This is a genomic window from Dysosmobacter welbionis, assembly GCF_005121165.3.
Taxonomy (GTDB): Bacteria; Bacillota; Clostridia; order Oscillospirales; family Oscillospiraceae; genus Oscillibacter; species Oscillibacter welbionis.
Window position 1 is genome coordinate 3,084,301 of the sequence record NZ_CP034413.3, and the last position, 15,605, is coordinate 3,099,905.

9 protein-coding genes and 4 pseudogenes are annotated in these 15,605 nt (G+C 61.6%); 12 read left to right on the plus strand and 1 reads right to left on the minus strand.

Annotated elements, in window-relative coordinates:
• Positions 1–22 precede the first annotated feature (22 nt).
• The 6 genes and pseudogenes from rpoC to tuf all read left to right on the plus strand — a co-directional run bounded on the left by rpoC (position 23) and on the right by tuf (position 9,065).
• Positions 23–3,808 (plus strand): DNA-directed RNA polymerase subunit beta', encoded by a 3,786-nt coding sequence (rpoC, locus tag EIO64_RS16075; RefSeq protein ID WP_021750742.1) that lies wholly within the window; start codon positions 23–25, stop codon positions 3,806–3,808.
• Between the two features lie 436 nt (positions 3,809–4,244).
• On the plus strand, positions 4,245–4,490 hold the full coding sequence (locus tag EIO64_RS16080) for a ribosomal L7Ae/L30e/S12e/Gadd45 family protein (RefSeq protein WP_025544826.1): 246 nt from the start codon (positions 4,245–4,247) through the stop codon (positions 4,488–4,490).
• A 103-nt stretch (positions 4,491–4,593) separates the two neighbouring features.
• The gene (rpsL, locus tag EIO64_RS16085; protein WP_021750740.1) at positions 4,594–5,010 is read left to right on the plus strand and encodes a 30S ribosomal protein S12; all 417 of its coding nucleotides are present in this window, start codon (positions 4,594–4,596) and stop codon (positions 5,008–5,010) included.
• 153 nt (positions 5,011–5,163) lie between these two features.
• Positions 5,164–5,634, plus strand: a complete 471-nt coding sequence (gene rpsG, locus EIO64_RS16090) for a 30S ribosomal protein S7 (RefSeq protein ID WP_036631091.1) — start codon at positions 5,164–5,166, stop codon at positions 5,632–5,634.
• A gap of 15 nt (positions 5,635–5,649) precedes the next feature.
• Positions 5,650–7,754 (plus strand): annotated as a pseudogene (gene fusA, locus EIO64_RS16095) (elongation factor G).
• A gap of 105 nt (positions 7,755–7,859) precedes the next feature.
• On the plus strand, positions 7,860–9,065 hold the full coding sequence (gene tuf / locus EIO64_RS16100; RefSeq protein ID WP_021750737.1) for an elongation factor Tu: 1,206 nt from the start codon (positions 7,860–7,862) through the stop codon (positions 9,063–9,065).
• 72 nt (positions 9,066–9,137) lie between these two features.
• On the opposite strand, the gene EIO64_RS16105 is transcribed toward tuf, so the two are convergent.
• Positions 9,138–9,608: a DUF4830 domain-containing protein gene (locus tag EIO64_RS16105; protein WP_021750736.1), complete on the minus strand. Its 471-nt coding sequence runs from the start codon at positions 9,606–9,608 to the stop codon at positions 9,138–9,140.
• A gap of 149 nt (positions 9,609–9,757) precedes the next feature.
• On the opposite strand from EIO64_RS16105, the gene EIO64_RS16110 reads away from it, so the two are divergent.
• From EIO64_RS16110 to EIO64_RS16135, 6 genes and pseudogenes are all read left to right on the plus strand, one after another.
• Positions 9,758–10,480 carry a pseudouridine synthase gene (locus EIO64_RS16110; protein WP_136891625.1) on the plus strand — a complete coding sequence of 241 codons (723 nt, stop codon included), beginning with the start codon at positions 9,758–9,760 and terminating at the stop codon, positions 10,478–10,480.
• Positions 10,481–10,639: 159 nt separating this feature from the next.
• Positions 10,640–11,730: pseudogene (locus EIO64_RS16115) on the plus strand (PucR family transcriptional regulator).
• A 228-nt stretch (positions 11,731–11,958) separates the two neighbouring features.
• Positions 11,959–12,650: pseudogene (gene ftsE / locus EIO64_RS16120) on the plus strand (cell division ATP-binding protein FtsE).
• A gap of 19 nt (positions 12,651–12,669) precedes the next feature.
• Positions 12,670–13,533 (plus strand): annotated as a pseudogene (gene ftsX / locus EIO64_RS16125) (permease-like cell division protein FtsX); the annotation flags it as partial.
• 10 nt (positions 13,534–13,543) lie between these two features.
• On the plus strand, positions 13,544–14,788 hold the full coding sequence (locus EIO64_RS16130) for a murein hydrolase activator EnvC family protein (RefSeq protein ID WP_136891627.1): 1,245 nt from the start codon (positions 13,544–13,546) through the stop codon (positions 14,786–14,788).
• A gap of 40 nt (positions 14,789–14,828) precedes the next feature.
• The gene (locus tag EIO64_RS16135) at positions 14,829–15,578 is read left to right on the plus strand and encodes a hypothetical protein (RefSeq protein WP_119310780.1); all 750 of its coding nucleotides are present in this window, start codon (positions 14,829–14,831) and stop codon (positions 15,576–15,578) included.
• The last annotated feature ends 27 nt before the right edge of the window (positions 15,579–15,605 follow it).

Genomic DNA, 15,605 nt, shown 5'->3' on the forward strand with positions numbered 1-15,605 from the left:
CATGTAAGGAGGAAATCGCAAGATGATCGACAACAACACTGGCAACAACATTGCCTTTGACGCGATTAAGATCGGCATGGCCTCTCCGGAGCAGATCCGCGCCTGGTCCTATGGCGAGGTGAAAAAGCCGGAGACCATCAACTACCGCACCCTGAAGCCGGAGCGGGACGGCCTGTTCTGCGAGCGCATCTTCGGACCCACCAAGGACTGGGAGTGCCACTGCGGCAAGTACAAGAAGATCCGCTACAAGGGCAAGATCTGCGACCGCTGCGGCGTCGAAGTCACCCGGGCCAAGGTCCGCCGGGAGCGCATGGGCCACATCGAGCTGGCCACCCCCGTCTCCCACATCTGGTATTTCAAGGGCATCCCCTCCCGGATGGGTCTGCTGCTGGACATCAGCCCCCGGATCCTGGAAAAGGTGCTGTATTTCGCCAACTATATCGTCACCGACCCCGGTGAGACTCCGCTGACCAAGAATCAGATCCTCTCCGAGAAGGAGTACCGGGATTACCGTGAGAAGTATGAGGACGACTTCCAGGCCGGCATGGGCGCCGAAGCCGTGAAGAAGCTGCTCCAGGACGTGGACCTGGAGGCCCTCTCCGCCCAGCTCCACGCAGAGCTGAAGGATGCCTCCGGCCAGAAGAAGGCCCGGATCGTCAAGCGGCTGGAGGTGGTGGACGCCTTCCGTCTGTCCGGCAACAAGCCGGAGTGGATGGTCATCGACGTGCTGCCTGTTATCCCGCCGGAGCTGCGCCCCATGGTGCAGCTGGACGGCGGCCGGTTCGCCACGTCCGACCTGAACGACCTGTACCGCCGGGTCATCAACCGGAACAACCGACTGAAGCGGCTGATCCAGCTGAACGCCCCAGATATCATCGTCCGCAATGAGAAGCGGATGCTCCAGGAGGCTGTGGACGCCCTGATCGACAACGGCCGCCGGGGCCGCGCCGTCACCGGCGCCAACAACCGGGCGCTGAAGTCCCTCAGCGATCTGTTAAAGGGCAAGCAGGGGCGGTTCCGCCAGAACCTGCTGGGCAAGCGCGTGGACTACTCCGGCCGTTCCGTTATCGTGGTCGGCCCCGAGCTGAAAATCTATCAGTGCGGCGTGCCCAAGGAGATGGCCGTGGAGCTGTTCCGTCCCTTCATCATGAAAAAGCTGGTGGAGGACGGCACTGCCAACAACATCAAGTCCGCCAAGAAGATGGTGGACAAGGGCGTCACCGAGGTGTGGGACGCTCTGGATGTCATCATCAAGGACCACCCCGTCATGCTGAACCGCGCTCCGACGCTGCACCGTCTGGGCATCCAGGCCTTCGAGCCGGTGCTGGTGGACGGCCGGGCCTTGAAGCTGCACCCCCTGAACTGCACCGCCTTCAACGCGGACTTCGACGGCGACCAGATGGCCATTCACGTGCCCCTGTCGGCCGAGGCCCAGGCGGAGGCCCGCATCCTGATGCTCTCCGCCAACAACCTGCTGCGTCCCCAGGACGGCGGCCCTGTCACCGTGCCTACCCAGGACATGGTGCTGGGCTCCTACTACCTGACCATGGACCGCATGGGCAAGGCGGAGAAGGGCGCCGAGACCATCTGGTGCGAGGATGCCGGCGACACCAACCTCACCGCTCACTCCATCGTGGACGCGGATGACTTTGTGGCCGCCAACGACGCCCTGGAGAAGGGGCAGAAGAAGGCCGCCTACCGCCCTCTCCACTTCTACGCCAGCGAGGAAGAGGCCCTCATGGCCTACAACGACCATGTGATTGGGCCCCACTGCCCCATCGGCGTGCGCCGCACCATGACCGTGGACGGCGTCAGCCACACCGCTGTGGTAGAGTCCACCCCCGGCCGTATCATCTTCAACCAGAACATCCCTCAGGACCTGGGCTTTGTGGACCGGACCGATCCCGCCCACGTCTGCGACTATGAGGTGACCTTCACCTGCGGCAAGAAGCAGCTGGGCCAGATCGTAGACCGCACCATCAACAAGCACGGCTTCACCGTGGCCGCTGAGGTGCTGGACGCCATCAAGGCCACCGGCTACAAGCACTCCACCCTGGCGGCCATCACGGTCTCCATCGCGGATATGACCGTGCCCCCCAAGAAGTACGAGCTGGTGGCGGCCTCCGAGCAGAAGGTGCTGGACATTGAGAACCAGTACAAGATGGGCTTCATGACCGAGCACGAGCGCTACAAGCAGGTGGTGCAGGTGTGGGAGAAGACCACCAACGATGTCTCTGACGCCCTGCAGAAGAACCTGGACCGCTATAACCCCATTTTCATGATGGCGGACTCCGGCGCCCGCGGTTCTATGAAGCAGATCCGCCAGCTGGCTGGTATGCGTGGCCTGATCGCCAACACCGCCGGCCGCACCATCGAGATCCCCATCAAGGCGAACTACCGCGAGGGCCTGACCGCCCTGGAGTACTTCATCTCCTCCAGAGGCGCCCGGAAGGGCCTGGCCGACACGGCTCTGCGTACCGCAGACTCCGGTTACCTGACCCGCCGCATGGTGGACGTCTCCCAGGATGTCATCATCCGGGAGGAGGACTGCCACGTGACCCACGGCATCAAGGTCTCCGAGATCAGCGAGAACGGCCAGGTGATCGAGAAGTTCTCCGACCGGCTCCGGGGCCGTTTCCTGGTGGGCGATGTGGTGGACGCCGATACCGGCGAGGTGCTGCTGTCCAGCACCAAGATGATGGACGAGAACGACGCCAAGATCCTGGAGACCCACAAGTGGGTCCAGGCCAACTACCGCGACGGCGACCGCTGCACCTTCGACCCGGCGGTTGACGAGCACCCCACCGTCATGATCCGCACCGTGCTGACCTGCAAGGCCCACAGCGGCGTGTGCGCCAAGTGCTACGGCATGAACCTGGCCACCCAGCAGCCTGTGGGTCCGGGCGAGGCGGTCGGCATCATTGCCGCCCAGTCCATCGGCGAACCCGGCACCCAGCTGACCATGCGTACCTTCCACACCGGCGGTCTGGCCGGCGGCGACATCACCCAGGGTCTTCCCCGTGTCGAGGAACTGTTTGAGGCCCGTAAGCCCAAGCGGATGGCTACTCTGGCAGAGATCGGCGGCACGGTCAAGTTCGAAGAGACCAGCAAGGGCAGCCTGGTGAACATCGTCATCACCGCACCTGACGGGGACACCCGCACCTACGCGGTGCCTCACACCGGCCTGCTGGTGAAGGACGGCGACGTGATCGAGGCCGGCCACCAGCTGACCTACGGTGCGTTGAATCCCCACGAGGTGCTGCGCATCCGCGGCGCTGACGCCGTGTACAACTACCTGATCCAAGAGGTCCTGCGGGTGTACCGCCAGCAGGGAGTGGATATCAACGATAAGCATATCGAGATCATCGTCCGCCAGATGATGCGCAAGGTCCGTCTGGAGGACGCCGGCGACACCAAGCTGCTGGACGGCTCTATGGTGGACGTCCTGGAGCTGGACGACGCCAACGAGGAGATCGACCGCCGCAACGCCGCCGGTGAGCGGCAGGAGAACGGCGAGCCTCTGCGCCACGCCGTAGGCACCCAGCTGCTGATGGGCATCACGAAGGCATCTCTCGCCACGGACTCCTTCCTGTCCGCCGCCTCCTTCCAGGAGACCACCAAGGTCCTGACGGAGGCCGCCATCAAGGGCAAGGCCGACCATCTGGTGGGCCTGAAGGAGAATGTCATCATCGGCAAGCTGATCCCTGCCGGCACGGGCCTGACGGCCTACCACACCTTTGCTGAGGAGTTGGTTCCCGGCCCGGCGCCTGTTGAGGCCGCCCCGGAGCCCATTCCCGCAGAGCTGTGATTCGCCGGACATCCCGCAGACACAAGACCGGGAGAGAGCCTGACCGCTTGCGGTCAGGCTCTCTTTTCAGATGCCGGGCATCGGGAGGCGGGGTGAAGGAGACGCCCCGCAGCCCGGGGCTGAAACGGTTCTGCTGAGAAGCGGATGACCAACGCCCCCCTTTATTTAAAATATCAAAGCTCCCTTGTTCCCAGGCGCACTGCGCCGTATCCGGACGGCGGCCAGAAACGGCCCGGAAACAGGGAGAAGTTCTCCTAAGATGTCTCCAGGTATCCGGCACGCCCGGGAGATGGGGAAAACGTCCAAAAGTCTGCGGATCATGGAAAATTTTTACCGAAAAATGTCTTGACGGATATGTTTCCCCATGGTATAATCCAAAAATGCGCGGATATTAGGATTCTGCGGATTTTGCCATGCGTTTCAGGAGGAATTTCCCGTGATCTCGGAGCTTGCTTCCCAGGAGAAGGTCATCGGCGTGAAGCAGTCCCGCAAGGCGATCCGGGAAGGCCGGGCCAAGCGGGTCTATCTCGCCTGTGACGCCGATCCCGCCATCACCGAGCCGGTGGCCGCCAGCTGTGCGGAGGCCGGCATCCCCGTAGAGACGGACTACACACTGTCCCAGCTGGGCCAGGCGTGCCGGATCAGCGTGGGCGCGTCCGTGGTGGCCGTCCTCTCCGCATAAAGAAATGGTTTTTTTCGGAATAGCTTCACCGCGTTCCGTAAAAAATAAGGGCTGTCGTGGTTACACGGCAGCGAAATTATGAAAGAAAGGAGAAATACACCGAATGCCTACTTTTAACCAGCTGGTCCGTAAAGGAAGAGAACAGGCTACCTACAAGTCCACTTCTCCCGCTCTGCAGTTTGGTCTGAACACCCTGAAGAACAAGACCACCGATCTGCCTTCTCCCCAGAAGAGAGGCGTGTGCACCGCCGTGAGAACCGCGACCCCCAAGAAGCCCAACTCCGCCCTGCGTAAGATCGCCCGTGTGCGTCTGACCAACGGCTACGAAGTCACCGCTTACATTCCCGGCGTGGGCCACTCCCTGCAGGAGCACTCCGTCGTGATGATCCGCGGTGGCCGTGTCAAGGATCTCCCCGGTGTCCGTTACCACATCATCCGCGGTACGCTGGATACCCAGGGCGTCTCCGGCCGTATGCAGGCTCGTTCCAAATACGGTGCCAAGCGGCCCAAGCAGAAGTAAGTCTGCGAACTGAGAGCTTTGCCGAATAGGTTTATATAGATGGCGGCCTCCGGGCCGCCGGGACGACCTCTTTGGCAGGCATCCACGGAAGGCTGCAATACGCCTTTTGAGTACCTATGAGATCATAGAATTATTATGAAGGAGGGAAGCATAGTGCCCAGAAGAGGTAATGTTCCCAAGAGAGAGATCCTGCCGGATCCCGTTTACGGCTCCGTCCTGGTCACCCGGCTGATCAATAGTGTCATGCTGGATGGCAAGAAGGGCGTGGCCCAGAAGGTGGTCTACGGTGCCTTCGACCAGATCAAGGAGAAGACCGAGAAAGACCCCATCGAAGTGTTCAACCAGGCCATGGAGAATATCATGCCCAGCCTGGAAGTCAAGGCCCGCCGTGTGGGCGGCGCCACCTATCAGGTCCCCATGGAGGTCCGTCCCGCCCGCCGCACGACCCTGGGTCTGCGCTGGCTGACGGCCTACGCCCGTTCCCGCAGCGAGCGTACCATGGCTGAGCGCCTGGCCGGCGAACTCATGGACGCCGCCAACAACACCGGCAGCGCCGTGAAGAAGCGCGAGGAAGTCCACAAGGCAGCCGAGGCCAACAAGGCGTTCGCCCATTTCCGCTGGTAAGTTAGGAGAAACAGTATGCCGAGAAAAACACCTCTTGAAAATACCCGTAATATCGGCATTATGGCTCACATCGATGCAGGCAAGACGACGACTACCGAGCGTATCCTGTTCTACACCGGCGTGAACTATAAGATCGGTGAGACCCATGATGGCACCGCCACCATGGACTGGATGGCCCAGGAGCAGGAGCGCGGCATCACCATCACGTCCGCCGCCACCACCTGCTACTGGTCCGGTTCCAAGAACCAGTTCAAGCCCACCCGGATTAACATCATCGACACTCCGGGCCACGTGGACTTCACCGTGGAGGTGGAGCGCTCCCTGCGCGTGCTGGACGGCTCTGTCACCGTGCTGTGCGCCAAGGGCGGCGTGGAGCCCCAGTCTGAGACTGTGTGGCGCCAGGCCGATAACTACAAGGTCCCCGGATGATCTATGTCAACAAGATGGACATCATGGGCGCCGACTTCTACAACGTGCTCCGCATGATTGAGGAGCGCCTGAAGTGCAACGCCGTGCCCATCCAGCTCCCCATCGGCAGCGAGGATACCTTTAAAGGCATCATCGACCTGATCGAGATGGACGCGGACATCTACTATGACGATCTGGGCAAGGATATGCGCGTGGAGCCCATCCCCGCGGACATGGTGGACCTGGCAAACGAGTACCGGGAGAAGCTGATGGACGCCGTGTCCATGGTGGACGAGTCTATCATGGAGGCATATCTGGCTGGCGAGGAAGTTCCCACGGCCAAGATCCGTGCGGCCATCCGCAAGGCCACGATCGCCAATGAGATGGTGCCCGTCACCTGCGGCACGTCTTACCGCAACAAGGGCGTGCAGAAGCTGCTGGATGCCATCGTGGACTATATGCCCTCTCCCCTGGACATTCCGCCCATCAAGGGCGTGAACCCCAAGACTGATGAGGAGGACGAGCGTCCTGCGGACGACAACGCCCCCTTCTCCGCCCTGGCGTTCAAGATCATGACCGACCCCTATGTGGGCCGCCTGAGCTTCTTCCGCGTCTATTCCGGCCATCTGACCACCGGTTCCTCCGTGCTGAACAGCACCAAGAACGTCAAGGAGCGTATCGGCCGGATTCTGCAGATGCACGCCAACCACCGGGAGGATATCGAGGAGGTCTTCTCCGGCGATATCGAGGCTGCCGTGGGTCTGAAGAACACCACCACCGGCGACACCCTGTGCGATGAAAAGGCACCCATCATCCTGGAGTCCATGGAGTTCCCCGAGCCCGTCATCCGCGTGGCCATCGAGCCCAAGACCAAGGCCGGCCAGGAGAAGATGACCATGGGCCTCATCAAGCTGGCCGAGGAGGATCCCACCTTCAAGACCTACACGGATGAGGAGACCGGCCAGACCATCATCGCCGGCATGGGCGAGCTGCACCTGGAGATCATCGTGGACCGCCTGCTGCGCGAGTTCAAGGTGGAGGCCAACGTGGGCGCACCTCAGGTCGCCTACAAGGAGACCATCAAGAAGGCCGTGGACCAGGACACCAAGTATGCCCGTCAGTCCGGCGGCAAGGGCCAGTACGGCCATGTCAAGATCCACGTGGAGCCCAACGAGTCCGGCAAGGGCTACGAGTTTGTCAACGCCATCGTGGGCGGCGCCGTTCCCAAGGAGTATATCCCGGCTGTCGACGCCGGTATCCAGGGCGCCATGAACGCCGGCGTGGTGGCCGGCTTCCCCGTGGTGGATGTGAAGGTCACCCTGTACGACGGCTCCTATCATGAGGTGGACTCCTCTGAAATGGCGTTCAAGATCGCTGGCTCCATGGCCTTCAAGGAGGCCTGCCGCAAGGCCGATCCCACGCTGCTGGAGCCCATCATGAAGGTCAGTGTCATCGTGCCCGATGAGTATATGGGCGATGTCATCGGCGACCTGAACAGCCGCCGCGGCCAGATCATCCAGCTGGAGGCCCGTCCCGGCGCCCAGCAGATCGACGCCTACGTGCCCCTGGCCGAGATGTTCGGCTATGCCACCGATCTGCGCTCCCGCACCCAGGGCCGCGGCCAGTACACCATGGAGCCCAGCCACTACGTGGAGATCCCGAAGAATATCCGGGATAAGATCGTGGAGACCCGCAATAAGCCCCAGGCGTAAGGAAAAAGGGATTGATTTTCCCTCCATTATACGGTAAAATAAGCAATGCTGAGAAAAACCGCATTGCACCCAACAGATTTTGAAAATTGACAGGAGGATTTTCAAATGGCTAAGCAGAAATTTGAAAGAACCAAGCCCCATGTTAACATCGGCACCATTGGTCACGTCGACCATGGCAAGACCACGCTGACTGCCGCCATTACCAAGTGGCTGTCTCTGCAGGGCAAGGCTCAGTTCGAGGCTTATGACTCCATCGACAAGGCCCCCGAGGAGAAGGAGCGCGGCATTACCATCAACACCGCTCACGTGGAGTATGAGACCGAGAAGCGTCACTATGCCCACGTGGACTGCCCGGGCCACGCCGACTATATCAAGAACATGATTACCGGCGCTGCCCAGATGGACGGTGCTATCCTGGTTATCGCCGCTTCCGACGGCCCCATGGCTCAGACTCGTGAGCACATCCTGCTGGCCCGTCAGGTGGGCGTGCCCGCCATCGTCGTGTTCCTGAACAAGTGCGATCAGGTCGACGACCCCGAGCTGCTGGAGCTGGTGGAGATGGAGGTCCGTGAGCTGCTCTCCAAGTATGAGTTCCCCGGCGACGACATCCCCATCATCAAGGGTTCCGCTCTGAACGCTCTGATTTCCGAGTCCAGCGATCCCGCCGCTCCCGAGTATGCCTGCATCAAGGAGCTGATGGATGCTGTTGACGACTATATCCCCACCCCCGACCGCAAGGAGGATATGCCTTTCCTGATGCCCGTCGAGGACGTGTTCACCATCTCCGGCCGCGGCACCGTGGCTACCGGCCGTGTGGAGCGTGGTGTCCTGAAGCTGAGCGAGGAAGTCGAGATTGTTGGCCTGACCGACGAGAAGAAGAAGACCGTCGTCACCGGCATCGAGATGTTCCACAAGCTGCTGGACTACGCTGAGGCCGGCGACAACATCGGCGCCCTGCTGCGTGGCGTGGACCGCAACGGCATCGAGCGCGGCCAGGTTCTGGCGAAGCCCGGTTCCATTCATCCCCACACCAAGTTCAAGGGCCAGGTTTACGTCCTGACCAAGGACGAGGGCGGCCGTCACACCCCCTTCTTCAACAACTATCGTCCTCAGTTCTACTTCCGCACCACCGACGTGACCGGCGTCATCACCCTGCCCGAGGGCACTGAGATGTGCATGCCCGGCGATAACGTCGAGATGAGCGTGGAGCTGATTACCCCCATCGCCATTGAGAAGGGCCTGCGTTTCGCTATCCGTGAGGGTGGCCGCACTGTGGGTTCCGGCGCTGTTACCGAGATCACCGAGGCCTGATTTTTCAGCCAAGAAAAAGAACTGCCGCAATGCGGCAGTTCTTTTTTTGCCCGCAGGCCATTCCGAACGGGCTCAGTCCTGCTCCGGATAGACCAGTGTGTCCTGGAATCCGTCTGCCCCGGCGCAGAGGATATCCCCGGCCACCGGCTGCCCCTCGCAGACGTAGAGGTTGGCCTGGACACCCTCCGGCCGTCCGGGATAGTTGGTGACGGTGTAGGTGTACCGGGCCACTTGCTTGCCGCAGCACGCAGAAAGGTCGAAGCCCTGGGAATCCTGCAGCTCGTTGTAGGTGAGGTAGGGCTCCTCCAGTTTCTCCGGCAGCAGAAACTGCAGCGTCTCCACCGGTTCCTCCTCCACCTGCCAGCCCATGGACTCCAGATAGGCGATGCGGTCGGCATTGCCGGTCAGCTGCCAAGCTGCCGCGTCCTGACCGCCACCGGAGCGGCCCACCAGCAGCAGGACGGCGGCCGCCAGGATGCCGGCCAGGATCACAGCCACAACGGCCTTTGTCTTCTTGGAAACCCGCGCGGTCCAAATCAGCATATCGATCCCTCCTGCATCTTCCTATTCATTTTTTTCCGGATTTATGATAAGATGAAGCAGAACAAGCCGTCGGAAGAGAGTCTGCCGTGTTCGTCCCGGGGGAAGAGAAGCGGTAAAAAGAGGCAGAGGTCAGCAAGGAGGAGGCCGGCATGGAGAAAGCGCGTCTGGACAAGATCATCGCCGGGGAGGGGACATACTCCCGGCGGGAAGTGAGGCTCCTGGTCCGCCAGGGCCGGGTGCTGGTGAACGGTGTGCCTGCCCGGTCTCCGGAGGACAAGGTGGTGCCGGAGGCAGTGGAGATTATGGTGGACGGGACCGTGCTGCACTGCCGCCGCTACACCTGGATCATGCTTCATAAGCCTGCGGGGGTCCTCTCCGCCACGGAGGACGGCCGGGGGGCCACAGTGCTGGACTTGCTGCCGCCGGAGCTCCGGCGGCGGGGACTGTTTCCGGTGGGGCGGCTGGACAAGGATACGGAGGGATTGCTGCTGCTGACCAACGAAGGAGGACTGGCCCACGACATCCTCTCTCCCAAGCATCATGTGGACAAGGTCTACTATGCCCGCACTGCCGGCTGTCTGACGGAGGAGGACTGCAGGGCGTTTGCGGCAGGCATGACCCTGGGAGGCGGCCTGGAATGCCTGCCGGCGGGGCTGGAGATCCTCTCCGCCGGGCCGGAGGGCAGCGAGGGGCTGGTCACCCTGCGGGAGGGGAAGTTCCATCAGGTGAAGCGGATGCTGGCGGCTCGGGGAAAGCCGGTCCTCTATCTGAAGCGGGTCCGCATGGGCAATTTGCCACTAGATCCGGCCCTGGAACCCGGCACATACCGATATTTGACGGAGGATGAGGTAGAGAGCCTGCGAAATTTCTAACGGCCACATCAGAAAATTCAAATCTTGCCCAAAAAAGAAGCCGTTTTTTTGTTGAAAAAAGAAAATATATCTTGCATTTTGACAAATTCAACGATATAATATATCCATTGACAATTTGCACAACGCCCCCACGTGTGATTTTAGAGGAGGAGGACGACCATGTCTGGAAGAATTTTTCAAAATGTGGTGCTGCAGCTGAAGGAAAATACGGACCGGACGGTTGGCGTCATTGACGGTGAGGGCATCGTCATCGCCTGCAGCGAACTGGCGATGATCGGCCAGCGGTGGGCGGAGCATGTGCCTGCCATCAATGCTGCCGGCGGCGCCATCGTCACGTCGGAGGGAAAGACATTCAAGGCCCTGAACGGCTGGGGAACCCAGTTTGACTATGCAGCCTTCGCCTTTGGCGACAACGAGATCAGCAAGACCGTTTGCGCCATGGCCACGGTGGCGCTGAATGCAGCCAAATCCTACTACGAGGAGAAACATGACCGGGGGTCCTTCATCAAGGACATCATCTCCGATAACATCATGCTGGGGGATATCTATGTGCGGGCCAAGGAGCTGCGGGTCACAGCGGACGTGCCCCGGGGCGTATTCGTGGTCCGCACCCTGAAGAAGGGGAGTCTGTCCCCACGGACGTGATCCAGTCCCTGTTCCCGGACCGGCAAAACGATTTCGTCCTCAGCATCGGCGAGGGCGACGTGGTCCTCATCCGCCAGATGCCGGAGGGCTCCGGCATCAAGGAGCTGAACAAGATCGCCTCCTCTATTGAGGAGGCCCTCCGCGCCGGCGGGGAGCCCACGGTGGTGGTGGGCATCGGCACCGTGGCCACCCACCTGCGGGACTTGGCCAAGAGCTATAAGGAGGCACAGATCGCCATTGAGGTGGGCAAGGTCTTTGACACGGAGAAGTACGTCATCAACTATGAGAATTTGGGCATCGGCCGGTTGATCTATCAGCTGCCCACCACCCTGTGCGAGATGTTCCTCCAGGAGGTGTTCAAAAAGAACCCCATCGACGCACTGGACAAGGAGACGCTCTTCACCATCCACAAGTTCTTTGAGAACAACCTGAACGTGTCCGAGACCGCCCGGAAGCTGTTCGTCCACCGGAACACTCTGGTGTACCGGCTGGAGAAGATCAAGAAGCTGACGGGCCTGGACCTGCGGGAGTTCGACGACGCCATTACCTTCAAGGTGGCTCTGATGGTCAAGAAATATCTGACCTCCCGGGGCATCGACTCCTGAGCCTGGATGGATCACACAAGCGCCCCGGCCGGAATTCCGGCCGGGGTTTTTCGCGCCCGGCGGAGACGGACCGCCGGGGAGGAAAACGGAATCGGAAGATTTGAAAAAGGCGGTTGCATTGCGGCGGAAAACCAGATATAATGAAAAAAGCTCTTACATTATGTCGACTGGCGGGGAACCTTTCGGCCGCGCCCGGCGTGTATAAAATAGGGAACACGAGGTACAGACATGATTCGATTAAAAGACGTGGAGATGGAGTACGACAACGGCACCCGGGCCATCAAGGGCATTACCCTGACGATCGAGGACGGGGAATTCGTGTTTCTGGTGGGCCCTTCGGGGTCCGGCAAGTCCACCATCATCAAGCTGCTGACCGGCGAGGTGGAACCCTGCGCCGGACGCATTATGATCAACGGTTTTTCCGTCAGCAACATCTCAGAAAAGCAGATCCCCCTGATGCGCCGCACTCTGGGAGTGATTTTTCAGGATTTCCGGCTGATCGAGAAGAAGACTGTCTATGACAACCTGGCCTTTGTCATGCGGGCAGTGGGCGCCAGCCCCAAGGAGATCCGCAAGCGCATCCCCTATGTGCTGGAGCTGGTGGGCCTGGGGAAAAAGGCGGACAGCTATCCCACGGAGCTCTCCGGCGGCGAGCAGCAGCGGGTAGCCATTGCCCGGGCCCTGGTGAACAACCCCAACACCATCATCGCCGACGAGCCCACCGGAAACCTGGACCCGGAGCGGTCCCTGGAGCTGATGAGCCTGCTGGTGAAGATCAACGAGCTGGGCACCACCGTGGTGGTGGTGACCCACGAGAAGGACCTGGTGGACCGCTTCGGCAAGCGGGTGGTCACCATCGATTCCGGCCATGTCGTCAACGACAGCGTGGGCGGCTATGTGGGGGGCATATCCATGGCTAAACGTCACGATTTCAGCTATTTTTTCCACGAGGGACTGAGCAATATGTTCAGCCACGGCTTCATGTCCTTTGCCGCCATCGGCATCACGGTGGCCTGCCTGCTGATTATGGGTACCTTTACCCTGGTGGCGGTAAACGCCAATGAGCTGCTGACCACCCTGGAACAGGAGAATGAGATCCTGGCCTATGTGGATGACAGCTACACCGAGACCCAGGCCCGGGCCCTCAAGTCCCGGCTGGAGGCCATTCCCAATGTGGCCTCCGTCACCTTCATTTCCAGGGATGAGGCCATGGAGGACTTCAAGGCCCAGTACCCGGATGAGGAGCTGTTCCAGGACCTGGACCCGGAGATTCTGGAGGACCGCTACGCCATCAAGCTGGTGGATCTGGAGGCGCAGAGCGAGACCGTGGAGGCGGTGCAGGCCCTCACCGGCATCTCCGATGTCAGCCACTACGAGGAGATCGCCGGTGGTTTTGTCACTGTGCGGAACGTAGCCACGGTGGTATGCGTGGCACTGATCGCCATCTTGTTCGTAGTGTCGGTGTTCATCATCTCCAACACCATCAAGCTCACCACCTTTGACCGGCGGGAGGAGATCGCCATCATGCGGATGGTGGGCGCCACCAACGGCTTCATCCGCTGGCCCTTTGTGTATGAGGGCTTCATGCTGGGCCTGCTGGGCGCGGTGATCGCCTTCTTCCTCCAGTGGGCGCTGTATGCGGCAGTGGCCCGGGGTGTGGATAGCAACGACACGCTGCAGCTGATCCAGGTGATGCCCTTCTCGGAGCTCTGGGCGCCAGTGGCGGCGGTGTTCGCTCTAGCGGGCATTGTGATCGGCGTGGGAGGCAGCCTCTCCGCTATCCGGAAATTTTTGCAGGTGTGAGGTGACGGGCATGAAGAAAGCTGGCAGGCGATTCCACCGCATCTTCCGCGCCGTGTTCGTAGCGGCGCTGGCCTTGGCTATCACCGGCGCCAATCTGGCTCCGGCGGCGGCCGTCACCTGGGCGGACGTGAATGAATTGAAGGATGAGGCCAACGGCCTGGACGCGGAGAAAAAGGAGCTCCAGGCCAAGCTGGATGCCCTGGCGGACGACAAGAGCCAGGCTGTGGCCCGGAAAGAGCTGCTGGACCAGCAGATCGCCAATACGGAGGCACAGATCGCCAATACGCAGGCCCAGATCGACCGGTATGCCGCCCTCATCACCCAGACGGAGGCGGAGCTGGTAGAGGCTGAGGAAAAAGAGGCGGCCCAGTACGAGCTGTTCTGCAGCCGGGTCCGAGAGATGGAGAAGCAGGACGAGGTCAGCTACTGGGCGGTGCTGTTCCGGGCCAGCAGCTTTACCGACCTGTTGGGCCGGCTGGACGCCATCAACGAGATCATGAAGTACGACCAGGGCGTCATCGACGACCTCAAGGCCCTTCAGGCGGAGATCGAGGAGAAGAAGGCCACGCTGGAGAGCAGCAAGGCTGAGACCGAGGCTGCCAAGGCGGAGCTGGTCAGCAAGGAGAATGAGCTGAACACCCAGCGCAGCCAGGCCAACGCCGTCATCCAGCAGCTGTCCGCCAACGAGAACGAGACGGAGGCCGCACTGGCAGATCTGGAGGCGGAGCAGGACGCCCTGTGGGCGGAGGCCCAGCGCCTCAGCGACCAGCTGGTGGCCCAGCAGGCCGCCAACGGCCAGTCCACAGAGTCCAATCCAGGCGGCTACATCTGGCCGGTGAACAGCCGGTACATCACCTCCACCATGGGCGGACGGAACTCTCCCGGCGGTATCGGCTCCACCAACCACAAGGGTACGGACATCGGCCGGGTGGGTTACACCAGCTCCATCTACGCAGCCAAGTCCGGCACGGTCATCGTGTCCCAGTACAGCAGCTCCTACGGCAACTATGTGGTCATCTCCCACGGCAGCGGCAATACCACACTGTATGCCCACATGTCCAGCCGGAAGGTGTCTGTGGGCCAGTATGTGAACCAGGGAGACGTGATCGGCATCACCGGCTCCACCGGCAACTCCACCGGACCGCACCTGCACTTTGAGGTGACGGAGAACGGCGTCCGGGTGAATCCACTGAACGACGGCGCAGAGCCCAAGATGGGATATCTCACCGGCTATACCCTTTCAAAAAGTGCATAAACACCGCTCCCGCCCCGTAGGATGGGGCGGGAGTGATTTTATGATCGGTATGATGACTTGGACGCCCCCTGCGGGCGGCGTCCGGCAAAAGAGCGTGGTTCTGGAGACGCGGGCCCTGCTCCACCTGCGGGTGGCCTGGGCGTCGGTGGCCAGGGGCCCCCGGACACCGGAGGCCCTGGTGCGGCGGCGGGTGCTGACGGCCGCCAAGCGGCTGCGGAAGGCCGGTGTCACCCGTCTGGTGGTGCCGGAGGCGTTTGCCTATGGGGAACAGCTGGAGAAGGTCGGTGTGGCGCCGGTGTCCACGCTGCCTCTGCGGCGGGCGCTGGCGGCGGATCTGGCACGGGCGGTCATGGCAGGGCGGAACCTCTCCGGCGGCAGCGCACGGCTGGCGGTGGCGGGAGACCAGCTCTCCGGCGAGCTGGTGCGGACCGTGACGGAGCTGGCGCTGGGAAACCGTTACGTGCTGCTGGATGTGCCCTACGGCGGCGACACCCTGGCCAATCAGCTGCGGCGGGAGTACGGCGTTTCCCTGCTGCTGTCCCCCACCCGGCAGCAGATGGAAGAGGCGGATGTGCTGGTGCTGTTCGCGGCCCGGACGGACCTGCGACGGCGGGACCCGGCAGTGCTGCGGCTGTATGATGAGGCGGCGCCTCTGCCGCCGCTGCTGCTGCCGCCGGTGCTGGAGGGCCAGATGCCCCCGGGCCTCTGCCGCCCTCAGCTGCTGGCCGTACTGGTGGAGAGCGGCGTCCTGCGGCCGGGGCAGATCACCGTGGGCACGGCGGAGAGCTGACACCGCAGAGAATTTTGCAAAACCGCA

What these genes read in the sequence shown, in the direction of transcription:
- tuf (WP_021750737.1), top strand. Translation starts at nt 7,860, where the DNA reads ATGGCTAAGCAGAAATTTGAAAGAACCAAGCCCCATGTTAACATCGGC.
- EIO64_RS16130 (WP_136891627.1), top strand. Translation starts at nt 13,544, where the DNA reads ATGAAGAAAGCTGGCAGGCGATTCCACCGCATCTTCCGCGCCGTGTTC.
- EIO64_RS16135 (WP_119310780.1), top strand. Translation starts at nt 14,829, where the DNA reads ATGATCGGTATGATGACTTGGACGCCCCCTGCGGGCGGCGTCCGGCAA.
- rpoC (WP_021750742.1), top strand. Translation starts at nt 23, where the DNA reads ATGATCGACAACAACACTGGCAACAACATTGCCTTTGACGCGATTAAG.
- EIO64_RS16110 (WP_136891625.1), top strand. Translation starts at nt 9,758, where the DNA reads ATGGAGAAAGCGCGTCTGGACAAGATCATCGCCGGGGAGGGGACATAC.
- EIO64_RS16105 (WP_021750736.1), bottom strand. Translation starts at nt 9,608, where the DNA reads ATGCTGATTTGGACCGCGCGGGTTTCCAAGAAGACAAAGGCCGTTGTG.
- rpsL (WP_021750740.1), top strand. Translation starts at nt 4,594, where the DNA reads ATGCCTACTTTTAACCAGCTGGTCCGTAAAGGAAGAGAACAGGCTACC.